The sequence below is a fragment of the Peribacillus sedimenti genome, from assembly GCF_046237635.1.
GTDB lineage: Bacteria > Bacillota > Bacilli > Bacillales > DSM-1321 > Peribacillus > Peribacillus sedimenti.
Genome location: NZ_CP143547.1, coordinates 1,622,841 through 1,640,989, shown reverse-complemented (window position 1 = coordinate 1,640,989; position 18,149 = coordinate 1,622,841). Strand labels below are relative to the sequence as shown.

At 42.1% G+C, this 18,149-nt stretch carries 19 protein-coding genes; 2 read left to right on the top strand and 17 right to left on the bottom strand.

All coding sequences use genetic code 11. The features are described from left to right. Positions 1-15 precede the first annotated feature (15 nt). The 11 genes from V1500_RS08145 to V1500_RS08095 form a co-directional block, all read right to left on the bottom strand. On the bottom strand, positions 16-918 hold the full coding sequence (locus tag V1500_RS08145) for a carbohydrate ABC transporter permease (RefSeq protein ID WP_409305064.1): 903 nt from the start codon (positions 916-918) through the stop codon (positions 16-18). Then, the gene (locus tag V1500_RS08140; protein ID WP_409305063.1) at positions 908-1,801 is read right to left on the bottom strand and encodes a carbohydrate ABC transporter permease; all 894 of its coding nucleotides are present in this window, start codon (positions 1,799-1,801) and stop codon (positions 908-910) included. Before V1500_RS08140 ends, V1500_RS08145 begins: the two co-directional genes overlap by 11 nt. Positions 1,802-1,851: 50 nt before the next feature. Beyond that, positions 1,852-3,219, bottom strand: a complete 1,368-nt coding sequence (locus V1500_RS08135) for an ABC transporter substrate-binding protein (protein WP_409305062.1) — start codon at positions 3,217-3,219, stop codon at positions 1,852-1,854. Between the two features lie 19 nt (positions 3,220-3,238). Further along, positions 3,239-4,276 carry a zinc-dependent alcohol dehydrogenase family protein gene (locus V1500_RS08130; RefSeq protein WP_409305061.1) on the bottom strand — a complete coding sequence of 346 codons (1,038 nt, stop codon included), beginning with the start codon at positions 4,274-4,276 and terminating at the stop codon, positions 3,239-3,241. A gap of 22 nt (positions 4,277-4,298) precedes the next feature. Beyond that, positions 4,299-5,126 carry a TIM barrel protein gene (locus V1500_RS08125; RefSeq protein ID WP_409305060.1) on the bottom strand — a complete coding sequence of 276 codons (828 nt, stop codon included), beginning with the start codon at positions 5,124-5,126 and terminating at the stop codon, positions 4,299-4,301. Between the two features lie 104 nt (positions 5,127-5,230). After that, the gene (locus V1500_RS08120; RefSeq protein ID WP_409305946.1) at positions 5,231-6,244 is read right to left on the bottom strand and encodes a LacI family DNA-binding transcriptional regulator; all 1,014 of its coding nucleotides are present in this window, start codon (positions 6,242-6,244) and stop codon (positions 5,231-5,233) included. A gap of 313 nt (positions 6,245-6,557) precedes the next feature. Continuing rightward, positions 6,558-6,914 carry a nucleotide excision repair endonuclease gene (locus tag V1500_RS08115; RefSeq protein WP_409305059.1) on the bottom strand — a complete coding sequence of 119 codons (357 nt, stop codon included), beginning with the start codon at positions 6,912-6,914 and terminating at the stop codon, positions 6,558-6,560. A gap of 178 nt (positions 6,915-7,092) precedes the next feature. Continuing rightward, positions 7,093-8,214: an NADH-dependent flavin oxidoreductase gene (locus V1500_RS08110; protein WP_409305058.1), complete on the bottom strand. Its 1,122-nt coding sequence runs from the start codon at positions 8,212-8,214 to the stop codon at positions 7,093-7,095. A gap of 164 nt (positions 8,215-8,378) precedes the next feature. Further along, entirely contained in the window at positions 8,379-9,380 is a 1,002-nt protein-coding gene (locus tag V1500_RS08105; protein WP_409305057.1) for an NADPH:quinone oxidoreductase family protein, read from the bottom strand. Between the two features lie 173 nt (positions 9,381-9,553). Further along, positions 9,554-9,859 (bottom strand): iron-sulfur cluster assembly accessory protein, encoded by a 306-nt coding sequence (locus tag V1500_RS08100; RefSeq protein WP_409305056.1) that lies wholly within the window; start codon positions 9,857-9,859, stop codon positions 9,554-9,556. Positions 9,860-10,022: 163 nt separating this feature from the next. Further along, the gene (locus V1500_RS08095; protein WP_409305055.1) at positions 10,023-11,021 is read right to left on the bottom strand and encodes a Gfo/Idh/MocA family protein; all 999 of its coding nucleotides are present in this window, start codon (positions 11,019-11,021) and stop codon (positions 10,023-10,025) included. Positions 11,022-11,233: 212 nt separating this feature from the next. Between V1500_RS08095 and V1500_RS08090 the strand changes: the two genes are divergently transcribed. Then, positions 11,234-11,701 (top strand): hypothetical protein, encoded by a 468-nt coding sequence (locus V1500_RS08090; protein ID WP_409305054.1) that lies wholly within the window; start codon positions 11,234-11,236, stop codon positions 11,699-11,701. A gap of 516 nt (positions 11,702-12,217) precedes the next feature. Beyond that, complete coding sequence (locus V1500_RS08085) at positions 12,218-12,916, top strand: metallophosphoesterase (protein ID WP_409305053.1); 699 nt, start codon at positions 12,218-12,220, stop codon at positions 12,914-12,916. A 153-nt stretch (positions 12,917-13,069) separates the two neighbouring features. Here V1500_RS08085 and V1500_RS08080 read toward each other — a convergent pair whose 3' ends face one another. The 6 genes from V1500_RS08080 to V1500_RS08055 all read right to left on the bottom strand — a co-directional run bounded on the left by V1500_RS08080 (position 13,070) and on the right by V1500_RS08055 (position 18,049). After that, positions 13,070-13,501, bottom strand: a complete 432-nt coding sequence (locus V1500_RS08080; RefSeq protein WP_409305052.1) for a hypothetical protein — start codon at positions 13,499-13,501, stop codon at positions 13,070-13,072. Between the two features lie 469 nt (positions 13,502-13,970). Then, positions 13,971-14,717, bottom strand: a complete 747-nt coding sequence (locus tag V1500_RS08075; protein ID WP_409305051.1) for an amino acid ABC transporter ATP-binding protein — start codon at positions 14,715-14,717, stop codon at positions 13,971-13,973. A 15-nt stretch (positions 14,718-14,732) separates the two neighbouring features. Further along, positions 14,733-15,392, bottom strand: coding sequence for an amino acid ABC transporter permease (locus tag V1500_RS08070; RefSeq protein WP_409305050.1), 660 nt, complete (start codon positions 15,390-15,392; stop codon positions 14,733-14,735). 176 nt (positions 15,393-15,568) lie between these two features. Continuing rightward, entirely contained in the window at positions 15,569-16,351 is a 783-nt protein-coding gene (locus tag V1500_RS08065) for an amino acid ABC transporter substrate-binding protein (RefSeq protein ID WP_409305049.1), read from the bottom strand. Between the two features lie 254 nt (positions 16,352-16,605). Beyond that, positions 16,606-17,295, bottom strand: coding sequence for an aspartate/glutamate racemase family protein (locus tag V1500_RS08060; protein ID WP_409305048.1), 690 nt, complete (start codon positions 17,293-17,295; stop codon positions 16,606-16,608). Between the two features lie 175 nt (positions 17,296-17,470). Then, positions 17,471-18,049, bottom strand: a complete 579-nt coding sequence (locus V1500_RS08055; RefSeq protein WP_409305047.1) for a uracil-DNA glycosylase — start codon at positions 18,047-18,049, stop codon at positions 17,471-17,473. Between the last annotated feature and the right edge of the window lie 100 nt (positions 18,050-18,149).

Below are 18,149 nucleotides of genomic sequence, written 5' to 3'. Positions count from 1 at the left end.
CCCCAGATAATTTCTTCAGCCCTTAACAGCTCCCATGGTTAACCCACGTACCATATGTTTCTGTACTGCCATTGTTATAATAGCTACAGGTATGATGATGATCGTTCCGGCTGCTGCGATTTGTCCCCATAGTACACTGACCGGGGTGGAATATTCATTTAGTGCAACAGGGGCGGTACGAACGTTGGGTCCTGACAAAATATTAGCGAACAAGAATTCATTCCAGGCAAAGATAAAGCATAAAATACCTGCTGAAACCAAGCCAGGACCTATGATTGGCAGGATAATCCTAACAAATGCTGTAAAACGATTACATCCATCAACTAATGCCGACTCCTCCAGTTCACCAGGTATATCCTGAAAAAAACCGTAGAGTAGCCAGACCGCTAAAGGAAGGTTCATAAACGTATACATTAACACTAATGAAATATAGCTATCCAGAAGATTTAATTTCGAAAATAGAAGATAGATTGGAAGAATGGAAACGATTGGCGGTACAATCCGTAACGTTAAAATCCATGTCAGTACGTTTTTGGCTCCTGCCATTCTATATCTTGCAAATGGATATGCAATTCCGCAGCCTAAAATGAGCACCAGTACCGTAGACGTTATGCCGATTACAAGACTGTTCAAAATATAATGTAAAAAGTCTTTCTCAAACAGCACGAAATAGTTGTTGAAAGTAATATCAAAGAACCACTTTGGCTTTGTGGTAAACGCATCATTCTGAGATTTGAGAGAAGTGGCAATCATCCAGTATATAGGAAAGAAAAATATCGCAATGGAAAGCAGTAGCAGTAAATACTGTAGTGTGTGAGTCACCGTTCCTTTCCTTTTCTTTTTGACCGCCTTTGATTTTTCAGGGGTTATAACCATTTGGCCGTTTTTTCTTGCGACGACTTGCATATCATTTGCCATTATTGACCCCACTTTCAAATAAATCGATTTTTCTTAATACGAACGATAACAATGTAACTACAATGATCAGCAAAATGATACATATAGCCGCTCCATATCCAAAATCCAGAAACTTAAATCCTTTATCATATACAATCCAGCTAAGTGTGGAGGTATAGTTAACCGGACCACCATTCGTCATCATATAAACCGTGTCATATATCCTGAAAGAATCGATAGTACGAAGCAGCATTGCTATATATATGATTTTAGAAAGCCCAGGTATGGTTACAAAAATAAAGGTTTGCCACTTGCTGGCTCCATCGATTTGTGCTGCCTCAATTGTATCGTCTGACATACCCTGCAATCCGGCAAGAAGAATAATTGCCATAAACGGAGTCCACTGCCAAATATCAGTGAGTATAAGGGCCGGGAGCGCTGTATCGGGATCTGAAAGCCAGGCTGTCCGTTTGATTCCTATTAATTCCGCAATGTAATTAAGAATGCCATATTGTTCATTCATCATAAACCGGAACATCAGACCGACGACTGTAGGAGTCATAACAATAGGGAGCAGTATTAGAGTTCGGAATACACGCTTGCCTTTTAATTGCTGATTCAGAAGCAAGGCAAGCGCCATTCCTAATACAAACTCAATCGTAACAGTTGAAACTACAAATATGGCGGTGACTTTTATCGCATTCCAGAAGTTATGGTCCTGAAACAGCCGGCTATAGTTTTCAAACCCAACAAACGGATTCTCAATATTAATTGGGTTATAATTTTGAAAACTTATTGTTACGAGAAATATAGTCGGATATATGGCAAATATGGCAAGTAAAAGAAGGCCCGGAGCCATCACTGAATATGGCCCCGTAAATTTCTGGATTGCTTTCTTCATCATTCGATGCTCCTATCAAAAGTGTATTTTCAGCAGACTCTTAATGGACAGAATCACTTGCTGATAATCTGGTTTACAGCATCATCAGCTTTTTTCAATGCTTCCTCCACATCCATATCACCTGTTTGAATCGCGCTTAAATATTCAGAAACAGTGGATTCCCACTTCTCTTCCTGTGGGAAGAATGGACGAGCCTTTGTAGTCTTCATCGCTTCTTCCAATGCTTCGTAGCGGCGGAACTTCTTAACATTAGTTCCTTCTATTTTCAGGTCTGCAAGTTTAGGGTCTTGATAGGATTCCGACCGTACCGGATCTCCAGCACCCATTTCAGCTTGCCTTACGTCATTTTCTTTATTTTCCAGCCACACAAGGAATTTAAATGCTTCCTCTGGATGTTTGGATGTCTTAGGGATAACTACAGGCCATCCTGCAAGGTGTGCTACAGAATCTTTCATTTTAGGAATTGGGGCAAATTCCCACTTGCCAACAGTTTTAGATTTAGATGGATCATCTACTTCAAACGCTGACCATGACCAGTGAATCGCCATTGCCAGTTTACCGGCAGAAGCATCTGCTGCTACTTCAGCAAAAGTATAATCGTTTATTCCAGGCGGTGAATATTTTAATAGATTTGCCCATGTTTTCGTAGCTTCAATTGCTTCAGGGGTGCTTAAAGAAGATTTCATGGATCCCCAATCGATTACGTCTGCACCATTTGAATAAAGGAAGCTTAACCATGTATGCACATTTCCAAACCCTTTTGACGCCTGTGCTGCCCATCCAGAAAGCTTCTGGCCATCAAACGTTTTGCCATGGAAATATTTTGCCATATCCTGAAATTCTTTCATTGTTTTCGGTGGAGCCAAATCATATCCGTATTCAGCCTTGAAATCAGCTTTCATTTTTACATCATTAAATAGGTCAGAGCGGTACCATAATAAATGTGGATGGATGGTTTGAGGCAATCCGTAAATTTCTCCTCCTTCACCAAATTCACCATTTTTTCCATTCCATTGAGTTAACGCGAGTGCACGAGGCAAATATTTCGATGTATCGACATTATTCTTTTTGATTAAGTCATCTAGTGGATAGAGGCTGCCAGATGCAGCGAATTCAGGAACCCAGGGATAATCGATATTGAACAAGTCATAGTCATTTTTACCGGCAATAGCCAGTGCCAATTTCTGATGGATAGCATCCCTTCCGACTAGTTCTACATTGATTTTAACGCCTGTTTCTTTCTCGTATTCTTTTGCCAGTTCTTTAGTTGCTTCACCCCACGATGCTCCAAGATAAACGGCATTAAGAGTGATCTTCCCATCCTTTTCTTGTTCCTTTGAGCCGCTTTCTGATGAACAGGCACTTAGTATGAGTGACAATGCTAGCACAGCTATAAAGCTAATTTTCGTCCAAACCTTCACTGGAAATCCCCCTCTAATATTAATTCTCAGTTTTCACCACTATTTTTATAGTATCTTTATTATGGATAGCCTCTTGGATACCCTCTACGACCTGATCCAAAGGAATTGATTTCGTAATAATATCCATTGGTTTAAAGCGCTTGCTTGAAATTAATTGGATTGCTTTTACCCAAGTATCATAAGTCCCTGCATATGAACCCACAATCGTCAGTTCTTTACTGTAAATATCGAAAGGCTTTAGTTCCATTGTCGCGTTCGCAGGCGCGGCTCCATAGGTAACCAGTGTTCCTCCCCGGCGCACCATTTCAAAGGCTTGCTTATATGTTGGGATAGACCCTACTGCCTCTATTACAAAATCGGCGCCGCGTCCATCTGTCAGCTGCTTTACCACGTGTATCGGATCTTGCTCTGACGCATCTATTACATGGTCAATTCCAAGTTCCCTCGCTTTTTTGATACGAGACTGGTTAAGTTCTGAGATGATAATATTGCTTGCGCCATTTAATTTAGATAGTAAAGCGTGTACGAGTCCCATTGGTCCAGCTCCGATTATTGCTACTGTACTGCCCATCGTGATATTCGCCCTGTCCTGGCCTCTGATTGCACATGCGAGCGGCTCAATGTAAGCCCCTTCTTCCCATGTCATTTCTTCAGGTAAAACATACACATTAGCACCTGGAGCTTTTATATACTCTGCGAAAGCGCCGTTTACATGGACACCAAGCTGGACTATATCCTTACAGAACAATTTCTGGCCCATACGACAGAAATAGCAAGTACCACAGCTTATATTGATATCCGCTGTTGCTCTGTCCCCAACTTTAATATTTTGAACATCCTTTCCAACCTCTGCGACAACTCCGACAAATTCATGGCCGAGAATTAATGGCGTCGGCGCAGGAAAATGGCCGTTAAAGATATGCGGGTCGGTTCCACATATACCGCACGCTTTTACCTGGATTAGCACTTCATCTTCTTTAATTTCAGGAACAGGGACATTATCGACCCTCAGATCCTTAGGCTCATGAAGAACCGCTGCTTTCATGATATTAGTCACTCAAATCACTCCTGTTTGTCTATTAAAATAGCTTTTTCAAAAAGTTAATCGACTCTTCTGTATACTGGTCATAGAATTCTTCACAGCGCTCACCATTCAACACCATGAACGGATCGGCGGCAGCTGGCAGTAATTCCATGGATAAATACCCCTTATATCCAATTTCCTTTAATGCAGCTGCGATAGGTTCAAAGTCGATATGCCCGCGCCCAGGCGCAGCCCGGTTACTGTCTGCGATGTGTACATAAAATAATTTATCACCCACCAACCTGAATGCTTCTGCGATATCCTCTTCTTCGATGTTCATATGATATGTATCACCCATGCATCCTACATTTGGAAGGTCCACTTCTTTCACCAAAGCCAATGATTGTTCCAGCCTATTGATCAGATAGTTTTCATATCTGTTCCAGGCTTCAACGGTTAATCGGATTCCATGTTCAAGTGCATAACTTCCTGCTTCTTTTAGCCCTTCAACGGCCCATGTCCATTCTTGTTTGATATCTGCTTCTGGCCTGATTTTCATGCATGCTGTAGGAGTGACAGAGATACCCTTTGCTCCAATTTTGGCAGCAAAGTCCACACATTGGCATATATAATTGACTGCATTCTTTCTTATTTTTTCATTGCTGGAAACAAGGTCTCTTTCAGGGGTGTAAATAGCACATATTGAGGACGCTTCGATGTTATTTTCTTTTAATAACTTAGTGATTCTTTCAGCGTCCATTGTCTCAGGCTCACCAACAAAATCCACACCATCATATCCATATTTAGCCAAGCGTTTGATTCCAACTTCAATATCTTCTCCTGCATAAACTAGAGTGTTATAGGAATACTTGATGTCTGTCATTTCCATTCCTCCGTCCTTCATATTAAGAAAACGTTTTCAAATTAGATTGACAACAATACAATTTTCCGTGGCAACACCCCTTTCATGATAACTTTCTCCTTATGTTAGATAGACAGGCTCTTGGTGAGAGAGCCGCATGATTCACGGATAATGAGTTCATCATGCAAGACGATCTGTCTTTTTTCGATAGGCTCGTTTCGTATCTCTTTTAACAGCAGTTCCATCGACTTCCTTCCTATTTCCATCTTTGGTTGGGATACCGTGGATAATTCCGGATCAACAATGGTAGAAAGTTTTACATTATCAAAACCCACTACCGCAACATCTTCCGGAACCCTTAAACCTTTATGCTTAATAGCCTTTATAGTGCCAATAGCCATCTCGTCATTGGAAGCAAATATAGCGGTTGGCGGCTGATTTAAAGATAATAGACGCAGGCACATTTGATAGCCAGATTCCATTGAAAAGTCGCCTTCCTGCACTAGCGATTCTTCGGGTTCGATTTCATTTTGATACAGGCTCTGCCGATAGCCCTTAAGACGGTCTCTGCTAAGAACAATATTTAGTGGACCCGTTATAATTCCAATTCTGCTATGTCCCATCTGAACCAGGTGGTCAACTACCTTTCGCGAGCTGCTAATGTTATCAATTGTTACTGTAGAAATATCAATACCATCGATATATTCACATGACAATACAACAGGAATACTGTGAGCCAGCTCTTGAATTTTGTGTTTTGGCATTCTTGCAGTGAGTAGGATGACCCCGTCTGCTAACCTTTCCTGAATCAAGTTAGTGTAAGCGATTTCATTTTCAACGTCGTTTTGTGTATCCCCTAATAGTACATAGTAACCATTGCAGTGAGCTACTTTCTTAATACCGAGGATGATATCCGAGAAAAAAGGATTCGAGATGTCAGGTACAACCACAACGATAGTCCTGGATTCCATTTTACGCAAACTGCTTGCCAGCTTATTTGGTTTATAATCTAATTGATTTATAGCTTCCAGAACCTTGATTTTTAAGCTTTCTTTCACGTTAGGATTACCTGAAAGCACACGTGAAACAGTGGCAGTTGATACCCCCGCGAGTTTTGCTACATCAATCATTTTCGTCATCTTTGGCATTTGGTTTTTACTCCTTAAATTGTAATCGATTACTGATATGTATATCGTTCTATGTAAAAATGGGTATTTTTGTAATCGATTACAAAAATTATATTCTGACTTTACTGAATTTTCAATCTATATTTTAATTGTTTATGCGACAATAAAATACATTTTAAGAACACCTTTTGTGATTTGATAACCCGGGCCTCCGTTGGTAGTTAATCGCAAATTTAACATTTTAAAGACAAAAAAAACACCCATTTTCGGGTGCTTGATCAAAATCTAAAGTTTTAAATGCAGACTATGTCCACATCCAAATGACTTACCTGAAGAAAACCTTATCAACATTGTATTTAGAATGAAGATTGTTAATGATATATGTTTCATATATTTCCCTGTCTGTTGGTTCTTCCACAAAACATACATCTATTGTATAAACCTCATCCCTATGCTCCCTGATCGGGGACACAGTGTCTTCAAAATGCTTTTTTATCCTTTGCCGAAGCTTTCTTGCCTTGCCAACGAATAATAATTCGTCGTTTATGTTATAGAACATAAAGATTCCACCCTTATCCCTTGGGATCAGATGAAAGTCGGTAAATCCATATATATTGCTTAGTTGCGGGTTATCCTGCTTTGTTATGGAAACGTCAGCTGTAGGAATTTCAATTTTTATCAAAGGTTTCACATCCTCTATGTAAGTAAACCATAATTATATCACAGTTAGAAAAATAAATATACGCGTTTACTGATCTATCTCTATTTTATCCAAAGCATAAGTGACCGATTCGGAAAAACACCAGTACTGTGGCATAAAAAGAAGGAATCCAACGGACTCCTTCCTGCATTCTTTACTATCAATCCACTACCGGGAACCAACCAGGGACACCTATGATCATATTCCATAATGGGTCTGGAATGACCAATTCTTGCTGGTCCTTTTTCGATAAGGTCACACGGATTTGGTCTTGCTCGCCATTTTGGACCTTTTCCACCCATTTTGGTTCCATGATCAGTTCGCGGCCAAGGGCCACCAAAGGAACTCCTGCATCCATTGCATTTGTCACGTCCTCTGGCGTGTGCAGCGAACCCACACCAATTACTGGCACGCGGTCCCCCACACGCTCATGAACCATTAGCGGCCTTGACTTTTTATCGTCCTGGTCGCGCATGGAGCCTGCCCAGAAGTCCTGTGTCGAGATATGAATGTAATCCAGATCTTGTTCCGCAAGTGCATCAGCTAAATAAAGTGTATCTTCCATTGTAATTCCCGGATTTTCGCGCTCCTCTGGTGAAAGACGGTAGCCTACGATGAAAGGCCCCTTGGCATGTTCAGATACAGCCTTTTTTACAGCATCCACGACAGCAAGCGGGAAAGTCAGGCGCTTTTCAAGAGAGCCGCCCCATTTATCCGTTCTGCGGTTGGAGTGCGGAGAAAAGAATTGCTGGATTAAATAAGTGTTCGCACCATGAATCTCCACACCGTCATAGCCTGCTTCAATGGCGCGGCGGGTAGTTTCTCCGAATGCCTGAATCACATTTTCGATTTCTTCTTCGGTCATTTCCCTCGGAACAGCCGCTCCCTCACGCTCTGCTGGAATTGCGCTCGCACTGATTGGCTGCTTATCAGGCAGCAACTCTGGAGGGCACATTCTTCCGCCGTGGAAGATTTGCAGGATGGCTTTCGCTCCCTCGCCCTTGATGGTATCGGCAAGTCTGCGAAGGCTTGGAATCAGTTCATCCGTATCGGCACCAAATTCACCGGGGAACCCTTTTCCATCTCTTGTTACATAGGTACACGCTGTAATGACGGCTCCTGCTCCGCCGGATCGCACGCGGTAATATTCCAGCTCCTCGTCAGTCACTTCCCCGTTATCGTTGGATGAAGAGTTGGTCATTGGAGCCATCAGGATACGGTTTTTAATTTCCATTCCTGAACGGAATGTAAATGGTTCAAAGAATGTATTGTATGTTGCCATTTCAGCATCTCCTTCTGTTTGTAAATCTCAGAAATAGTATCCCTGAGGAAAGCTAAATGATTCAGCTATGAAGTAATCCCCTTCTTAGAATCCGCAGCATCCATATTTATGTTGTTGGAAGCTTTCGAAAAAAGGTGCACTAAGTTCATAAACTAAAGTCCGATTTACTCTGCCATTTTTACAATCATCCTGCCGCGCGCCTGTCCTTTTAAGATAGTCGGCAAGGCATCCGGCAGTTCTTCAAGACTTAGTTCTTTTTGGATCATCTCTGACAGATTATCCGGCTTTAAGTCTGCTGCAATTCGATGCCACAGGTTCTCACGTACTTCCATAGGGCAATATACAGAATCAATTCCAAGCAAATTGACACCACGAAGAATAAATGGAAACACGGTTGCCGGTACGCTTGTCCCGGCTGTAAGTCCGCTTACTGCCACGGATCCGCCATATTGAATCTGGCTCAGTACGGCTGCAAGGGGCTCGCCTCCAACAGGGTCAATCGCCGCTGCCCATCTCTGTTTATCCAGCACCCTTACCTTGCCGCTGAATATGTCCTCCCTGGAAACGACTTCTTTTGCCCCAAGGCCATAGAGATATTCATGCTCATCAGATTTACCGGTACTGGCAGTCACATCGTACCCGCGTTTTGAGAGCATTGATACACCAATGCTTCCTACTCCGCCGGTAGCACCTGTCACCAGCACTTGCCCTTTGTCGGGGGCCGAGCCATTTTCCTCAAGCCTTTGAATGGATAGAGCGGCCGTAAAGCCCGCCGTTCCCACAATCATGGCTTCCTTTAATGTCAAACCATCCGGCAGCGGAACGATCCATTTAGATGGAATCCGGGCATATTCACTATATCCCCCAAAATGAGTAACGCCGATTTCATAGCTGGTAGCAATCACCTGGTCCCCTTCCTTAAACCGCGGGTCTTCGGATGACACCACCACACCTGCTAAATCGATGCCAGGGACAAAGGGATATGTTTTTACAATATTGCCGTTCGGAATGGTGGCTAAACCATCCTTATAATTGATTCCGGAATAAGCGACCTTAATCAATACTTCCCCTTGCGGCAGCTCATTCAGGGAAATTTCCTTAACACGCACCGAGAAATCGGCTCCCTCGGGATGATCTACAACCAATGCCTGAAACGATTCTTTCATTGCTAACTCCCCCTATGGAATGATCTGTTCCTTTTTGCTGTTATTTCCATGAAAAATAAGCATAGCAGGGAAAAAAAAGCCGTACACTTAGCGCCTATCCAGGAAAAAAACAGCCTATATATGAAACAGCCAGACATAGATTGACTGGCCGTTTATATACTATTCAGCAATGATCAATGATGGTGGTGTCCGCCTTCTTTGGATGGATTTGTGATTTCAAACCCTTCCTGTGGAACATAGAAATACTTCACCCATACACCATCAAGAAATTCTTCGTTTTTATCCAGAAGAACATCGATGCCTTTGTCAGTGTGGACAATTTCATCATTCTCTTTTGGCGTATCCAGCGTAATATCATAGTGAGCGTGGTCCCCATGCATATGTGTAATGAATACGCGGACCATTTTTCCTTCCGCATCTTCCCTGCTCAGCATTTCTTGCAGCTTTTTTGCAGCGTTTTTATTAATTGTACATTTCATGTCTATTCCTCCCGGGCATCTGGCTGTATGTATCTTTATCCTAGCCATGAAGAGGCTAGTTATTCGTCTGGATGAAGCATTGGAGCAAACATCCGATAATTAACTTATACTCCGGCATTAAGCGCTTGTCTATTAATCTGCTTGCTAATAAATCCGCACTATCCTATAATTCCTGGCTCGAGCGATCCGCAGGATAGATAACGCCGATCTGTTTCCTCGCCTCATCCATTACTTCCATAACGGCAAGTGAATTTTCAAATGAATTGATGGAGGATTCCGTCCTGCCCTCCTTGATCAGACGGATAAACTCGTCCACTTCATAAAACATGCCGTTTTTGACCTGTTCTTTCGAGATATCCTCTTCCGTTCCGTCACGGAACTGGATCCATGCTTTTTCCTGCGTGGAAATACGGTCGATCAGAATGTTTCCATCCTCACCCTGTATCTCCGCAGGCATGGTCGAATCGGTGATTTTTGAATACATGACCACTGCTTCCATATCGTCGTAAGTAAGAATGATGCTTCCCTGGCCATCTGCACCTGAGTCAAGCATGAAGCCGCTTGCCTGGATTTTCTTCGGCTTGCCAAATAGCAGCTGGAGCGGGTAAAGGCAGTACACGCCAATATCCATCAAAGCACCATTTGAAAATTCCGGCTTGAAAGCATTCAGGATGTTGCCCTCCTTATATGCGTCATAGCGGGAAGAGTACTGGCAATAATTCGCAAAATACCTTCTCACCTTGCCGATCCTCGGGAGATTTTCGGCAACGCTCTTAAAGTTAGGGAGGAACGAGGATTTCATGGCCTCCATGACCAGTACGTCATTTTTTCTTGCGGCCTCAAATATTTCCTTTACTTCCCTTGCATTGGAGCCAATCGGTTTTTCACATAGCACATGCTTCTTATTTTCTAAAAATAGGATTGCCTGTTGCATATGCAAGGAATTAGGGCTCGCAATATATACGGCATCAATATCGCCGCTTTTCGCAAAGCTCTCCAAATCTGTATATGTATTTTCAACTCCATACTTCCCGGCAAATTCCCGGGCCTTCTCCTCGGTTCTTGAATAAATAGCTGCAAGCGAAAACTCCTCATGCTGAAGAGCCGCATCCAAAAATCGTTCAGTAATCCAGTTGGTCCCCACTATTCCGAAACGAACCATTTCATTCACCTCTTCTTCCTTATGCAATCGTCTGTACGATACCATAAGCATGCAAATATAACAAATGGAAAGCCATATCTATAAACAATCGAAACAGCCTGCCGATACATTACCTACATAGCACATAAAAATAAAAAGCCCAAAGTTTATTGTCTTAAAAATAGAGAACTGGGCATACATTTTAATACTTCCAAGATGTAAGGGGAATGAGAATGAATTGCTTATGCGAAGTGCTTAGCCAAGAAAAATATCAGATGTCGCAAAGAGTAGCAATCATTGAAGATAAAAAAACAGTGTTGAAGTTTTCCGGCTTGATACAAAAAGACTGGCTGACTGTGTGGGATATTGACAGCCGCCTGCTGACGCTATGCTTTGATTCCCTGTCGGATGAATATGATAAGCTGATTGTTGTGTATGATTATGAGGCTTTTTGTGCGGACCCGGAAATCAAGGAAGCCATCTTGTATCACGAGCTTGGCCATTTGACATATCCTGTGCTCCAGGGGGAAACCAACATGGAAGCAGAGCTACAGTGCGATCAACACGCCATCGTAAATGGCTATAAAGCAGGGCTTGAGAAGGTTTTACAATTGATGCTTTCCATGGCCCGGTCACTTAATAATAAATTGCTGCTGGACATGACAACCAGCAGGCTTCATCAATTACAATTCAGTTTCTGAAATCAAGGAATGCCGTTCCTTGATTTTTTTTTGTTTATCGGCTCCATTATTAAGACTTTATGTACGAGTGTATGCCAAAAATGATATTTCATTTACTTTCATACCCATAAAGAGACTTATAGAAACAGTTCCTTTTAGCAGTTCATTATAGCAAAACCAATGTCCACCTTCAGATATTTTATTTAATGCTCGCTCATCTTCGTACTCTCAAACTGTACTCTTCACAGATGCAATATCGGGAGAAGGACTCGCCTTTCCTTTAGCTAGATTAAAGTACTTTTATTACATTATTTCTTGTTTTACTTTATTATGAAAATATACAATCGCAAGCAAAAAGCCATCTGAAGGACAATAAAAAATATAATTCCGCGAAAGGTTTGATTGAATATTAGAGAACAATGTGTATACACTGATTCTCTATATCAAAAAATGCTTAGTGGAGCGGCTATGTTTTCGAACCAGCATATAAAAGCGCTCCATTAAAGGCGTTAAACATTTGTAAAGAGTGATGAGAAGATGACAACCTATTACATATCCGATATTCATGGATATTTTGATCCTTTTATAACCCTTTTGAGTCATGTTAAATTCAATCCTGGAAGTGACCGCCTAATAATAGGCGGAGATATGATCAATCGCGGCCCAGACAGTGCCAAAGTGCTTGAGTGGGTACGGGAGAACTCTGCCGCTTATCCAGATTCTATACATGTAATCCTCGGTAATCATGAAGAAATGATGATCTGGTACATGAATAATGTCTCACATATCTGGCTGGAACACGGAGGCATCCAGACAATCAGAAGCTTTAACCAAATCTTCGGCAATGGGTGGGAAATGGCGGAAGATTATGCGAAATGGCTTGAAACTATCCCGCTTTTGTATGTTGATGATGATGCTGTATATACCCATTCAGGTGTGAGTATTCTTCACTCCTATAACCAGCAGCCGAGGAATATCTTATGGGTGGAGAGAAAAGAGTTACGGTCTTTAGATGAAGAAGAGCTAAGTAAGTGGAGCAATGGCAAAAGGATTTTCCGAGGCCATACGCCATCCAGTAAAGTTTCGGCTAAAGGCATTTTCGTTCATTGTGATCTGGGAATGGGAATATTTGATTCAAACACTGCCGGTCTAGCTCTAGTGGATATTAAAGAAAACAAGTATTTTCGCTTCAAGCATAATGGAGTGATTACTGAACATAGGATTGATAAGAAATAGCATCTAATGCACAGCCATGCATATGTTCCATGGAAGGTCTCATAAAATGATTTATGATTCCACCTGAATTCCTCCAGTCTTTGAACATACGAATACCTGGCCTGATCAGACAAAACCGGAAGCAAGCTGCACCTCCGGTTTTGTTGGTCGTTATTAATAATACTCCCTGATCGTGAAGTTCACCTTCCCAATAAACGCCTTTAGCATTTGGACAGCTTCCTCCCCGAGCTCCTTGTCAAGCTTGGTATTCTCGATAAATTTGGCGGCTGCCTGTTCGAGAGGCTGGTCCATATCCTCAAATTCACGGTATTCATTTGTACGATAAAGGACTAAGTTTAACAATTCCGGATTCAGATTGGTGCGGATGTAATCTTCTATGCTGACAATGAGCAAGCTATAATCTTCACGGTTTTCCATGATTAAATACGCTGTGTAGCCGACAGTCCAAATGCGCAGTGCCATGACCTCGCTATAAAAAATCAACTGCTTTGGCCCGTTATCAAGGGATTCATAATGCTCCCAGAAGCTTTCTGTCATATCATTCAATTGGATAAAATTTATTAATTCCTGCCCTAATTTTTGCATTATGCCTACCCCTCTACGGCTAAATTCATTCTAAGATGCATGTATTCTGATAATTATAACAATTACTATTTTACCATTATTTTCGCTGGAAGGATACGGCTGAATTTTCCAGGGTTATACCTGGAATCTTTCAAATTGATTTTCCCATGGAGAGCCATTCTCTACATACATGGCATTCTTGTATGGAAACATTTATAAATTGTAACAATAATAGCAATCTATTCTTACGAATTCAGGCGCTTTTTACAGTAACGCTTTGAAAATCTGGACCTATGCCAAAAAAATAGAGGGGACAGCTCTCCTGCTTTTAATCATGCCCAGCTATTCTATTAACGTAATTAAAATAACGTCCCTCATCACAACGATGAAGGACGTTATTTGACAAATCCCCTATAGAAAAATTTTTCTTTGGCTAGTTGAAACCCATAGTCCATCCTTCGCGCAAACCAAATCCTGTTCACACTTTGGCCTATTTCAAACTCCTATTCAAAAATGCTTTCGTACGTTCGGATTTAGGGTTGGTAAACACGTCATCCGGGTGGCCGGATTCGATGATTTCCCCATTGTCCATGAAAACGACCCGGTTTGCGACTTCCCTCGCAAAGCCCATTTCATGGGTAACAACAATCATGGTCATATGCTCCCGTGCCAGTTCCTTCATCACCTGAAGAACTTCCCCGGTCAATTCGGGATCCAACGCTGAAGTCGGTTCATCAAAAAGGAGGATTTCCGGGTTCATCATGAGTGCCCTTGCAATGGCAACCCTCTGCTTCTGTCCCCCTGATAAATTTGCAGGATAGCTTGAAGCCCAGGCAGAGAGCCCGATTTTCCGAAGAAGGTCCGCACTTCTTTTTTTAATGGCTTCTGGCGGCTCCGTCTTTAACATCTTGGGAGCAAGCTCAAGATTTTCTTTTACTGTAAGATGCGGAAACAGGTTGAAATGCTGAAACACCATACCCATTTTAGAGGTGATTCGCTTGATATCCTGTTTTTTCGAATACACACCGTCCTGCACAAGATAGTCGCCGCCGATCGAAATGCTTCCGCCATCGATTTCCTCAAGATGTGCAAGGCTGCGGAGCATCGTGCTTTTTCCAGAACCCGAAGGCCCGATTACAGCAATTACATCATTCTTATTTACATCAAAGGTAATCCGTTTTAGCACGTCGAGATTGCCAAAAGATTTTTTTAGATTTTCCACTTCTATGATCGCCACTTTTGCCACTCCTTCCTATTCAAATTTGAACCGTCTTTCCAGCCATTTAAAGAGAACAGTCAAAATAAGCGTCAAAATCAGATAAATAATGCCGGCCAATACAAATGGCACGATCGTAAAATCGCGGTTTACAGCCGTCTGGGCAAAGTGAAGCAATTCCGGGACTGCAACGGCATACAAGAGCGCCGTATCCTTTATAAGTGTCACCGATTCATTGGACACTGCAGGAAGTGCAATCCGGAACATCTGGGGCAGAATGACGCGTGTCGTGGTCTGCCATTTATTCAAACCAAGCACCTGTGAAGCTTCGTACTGTCCTTTATCGATCGCAAGCAGGCCGCCCCGGAAAATTTCGGCGAAATATGCTGCATAATTAAGGACAAAACCGATGCATGCTGCAACAAATCTATCCAGCACCATATACTCTCCAATCACAGGGAGCATCGGCAAGCCGAACACGATAAACAGCAATTGCAATAAGAGCGGGGTACCGCGCATCAAATAAATATATACCTGGGCAAGCCAGGATAGAGGCTTAAAGCTGCTTCTTACAGCAAGCGTAAGCAGAAAGCCGAGTGGAATGGACATAACAATCGCCACTATAAACAGCAGGAGTGTCATTTGCGCCCCTTCCAGCATCGGCATCAGGATGGAACGTATATAATCCAGGGACATGATAATCTCCTTTCAAAAAACAAAACAGGGTTCCAAAAAGAAATCCTGTTTTGCTTCAATGGTTATTCTTTTAACATAACTTCTTATAATACTATTTTACCATATTAGCAATATATCCGACAGAGCAAGCATATGGAAACATCCTCGCTTAAATGTTGTCCAGCCAGGTCACTGAGTTATTTTAACACCTTGTCCTCTCCGAACCACTCTTTCGAAATTTTTGCGGAAGTGCCGTCTTCATTCATTTCATCAAGAGCTTTTTGAAGCGTGTTCAGCAACTCTTCATTGCCTTTTTTAACACCAATTCCATACTCTTCGGGTGCAAGGGACTCATCAAGAATTTTGAAGGAATCCTTCTCTTTAGTCATGTAATAGTTGATGACTATTTCATCGACCACCACTGCATCTATACGGCCTGTTTTTAAATCATTCAGAGCCAGCACATTATCTGAGAATTCCGTAACCGTCTTGACCTTGGATTTTAACGGGCTTGCATTCAATGCATCCGCAGCAGATGAAAGAGACTGCAGGCCAACGACTTTGCCTGTAAGGTCTTCAAGCTTTGCAATCTTTGAATCAGCCTTTGTTACAACGACCTGGGCGTTTTTCAAATAAGGCTTTGTGAAAAGCACTTTCTTCTTGCGCTCATCTGTAATCGTGTAACCGTTCCAAATCAAGTCAATTCGTCCGCTGCTAAGTTCAGATTCCTTCGTAGTCCAGTCGATTGGCTGGAACTTGGCCTTCATGCCCATCTTTTCGGAAGCAGCCTTAGCCATATCGATATCAAAGCCGACGATTTCATTATTTTCATCCCGGAATCCCATCGGAGCAAATTTATCATCTATTCCAATCACAAGTGTATCGTTTTTTTCTTTCTCTGCTCCCTTTGAGTTAGAGCACCCCGCCAATAGCGCCATCATCGCAGAAAGCGCCAGAATAATAGTTGCTAAACGTTTCATTGCTGTAATTACCACCTTTTATGATGTACTTTTTCGAGCATAGCCTATTAACATGTCTGTCTATTAAACAATAAACCACCATGACTAACAGCCCGCGCTTTAGTTCGATAATATATTAGAGAATAAAACTATCGTAATAAAATTATCATACATCAAAAAGGAATGTCAACAGAAACATTTAGTACATTAGCAGACTAAAGCATTTATAAAATTTTTCAACTTAATTCAGGGGTTTTATTTCATTCATTCCTTCATCATTCCAGTGCCTTCGTAACTGACTCGACAGCGTGGATTAAAGTCGTATCAAATAACGGTACGTTTGCGTCCCCTGGTTTTATCAATAAACCGATTTCCGTACAGCCAAGTATGATTCCTTCTGCCCCTTGATCAACCAATCGATTAATAACTTGTTTGAAATAAGCTCTAGACGATTGCTGAATATTCCCTAAGCATAGCTCGTCATATATCACCTTATTGATCTGCTCTCTTTCCGTTTGATTCGGTACGAACACCTTGATGCCCTTTGACTCCAATCTTGATTTATAAAAATCCTGCTCCATTGTATACCTTGTGCCCAACAATCCCACTTTCACAAGATTTGAAGTTTTTATTTGGACTGCCGTGGCATCGGCTATATGTAAAACGGGTATGCTTATGTTTGCTTCAATATAATCGATTATTTTATGCATCGTATTTGTGCAAATGACAATGAAGTCGGCTCCCGCTTTTTGCAGTGAACAAGCAACGCCGCCTAAAAGTTTACCTGCCTTTTCCCATTCCCCTTCCGCCTGGTAACGCTCAATTTCTGCAAAATCCAGGCTATATAACAGGCACTTGGCAGAATGTAAACCCCCTAATCTATGTTTAACTTCTTCATTAATAATCCGGTAATATTCTGCCGAAGACTCCCAGCTCATCCCGCCAATCAGTCCAATCGTTTTCAAAAAAACACTCCCCTCGCTCTTTTATTTATCCATTCAATTTCTGACAGAATTCCAATTTGTGCCGGTCACTTTTCTGATGCTATCTTATCTATCCTTTTGTATGGCCTGCTGACATAATTATAAATGTGAGGTCATCAAAATAAGTTAAATGACCCGAAAAAAATTCAAAACATTATCAGCCTCCCGCCTGGGTGAATCTTTCAGCAACCAGCTTCCAATCCTCCAGAAACAACGGCCATAAATTGGGACGCCGCCTTACTGCCAAAGGATGATAGGCAACAGTGGTGCTGATTCCCCGAATTTGATGCCATTTTCCCCTTAAATGCTTCACTTCTGCCTCCGGATTTTGGAAGAAGGATTCAACTGCCACATTCCCCAAACAGAGAATCAAATGAGGACTCTTCTCCTCTAGCTGCTGTAGAAGATGCCTCATGCATGTCTTGCGGGCTTCCTCTTTGTTATACGCTTTGATCGGCCTTCTCTTAAGAATATAGGTAACATATAGGTCGTCCATTAGCAAACCTGCTTCATTTGCTGCCTTCTGCAATGTCTGCCGGGTTCCGCATACAAATGGCTCTCCCTGCAGATTTTCCCTCGCTCCCGGATTATCCAGTATGACCATAATTGGCGCATCCGGATTGCCCTCTCCCCATACCATCCTCGAACCATGTGTATACAGTCCGCAATCCTTGCAATCTGCAGAAGCAGAAGGAGTTTTTTCTTCAGGCCAAATGACAGGACACAATTCAGGCATTACTCATCCACCTTTTTTCTCCTAGTATCGACGATATGGGTCTAATCAAGTCTTTAAATGGAAACTTTCCTGTTCAAACGCCCTAAGCATGGCGACACAG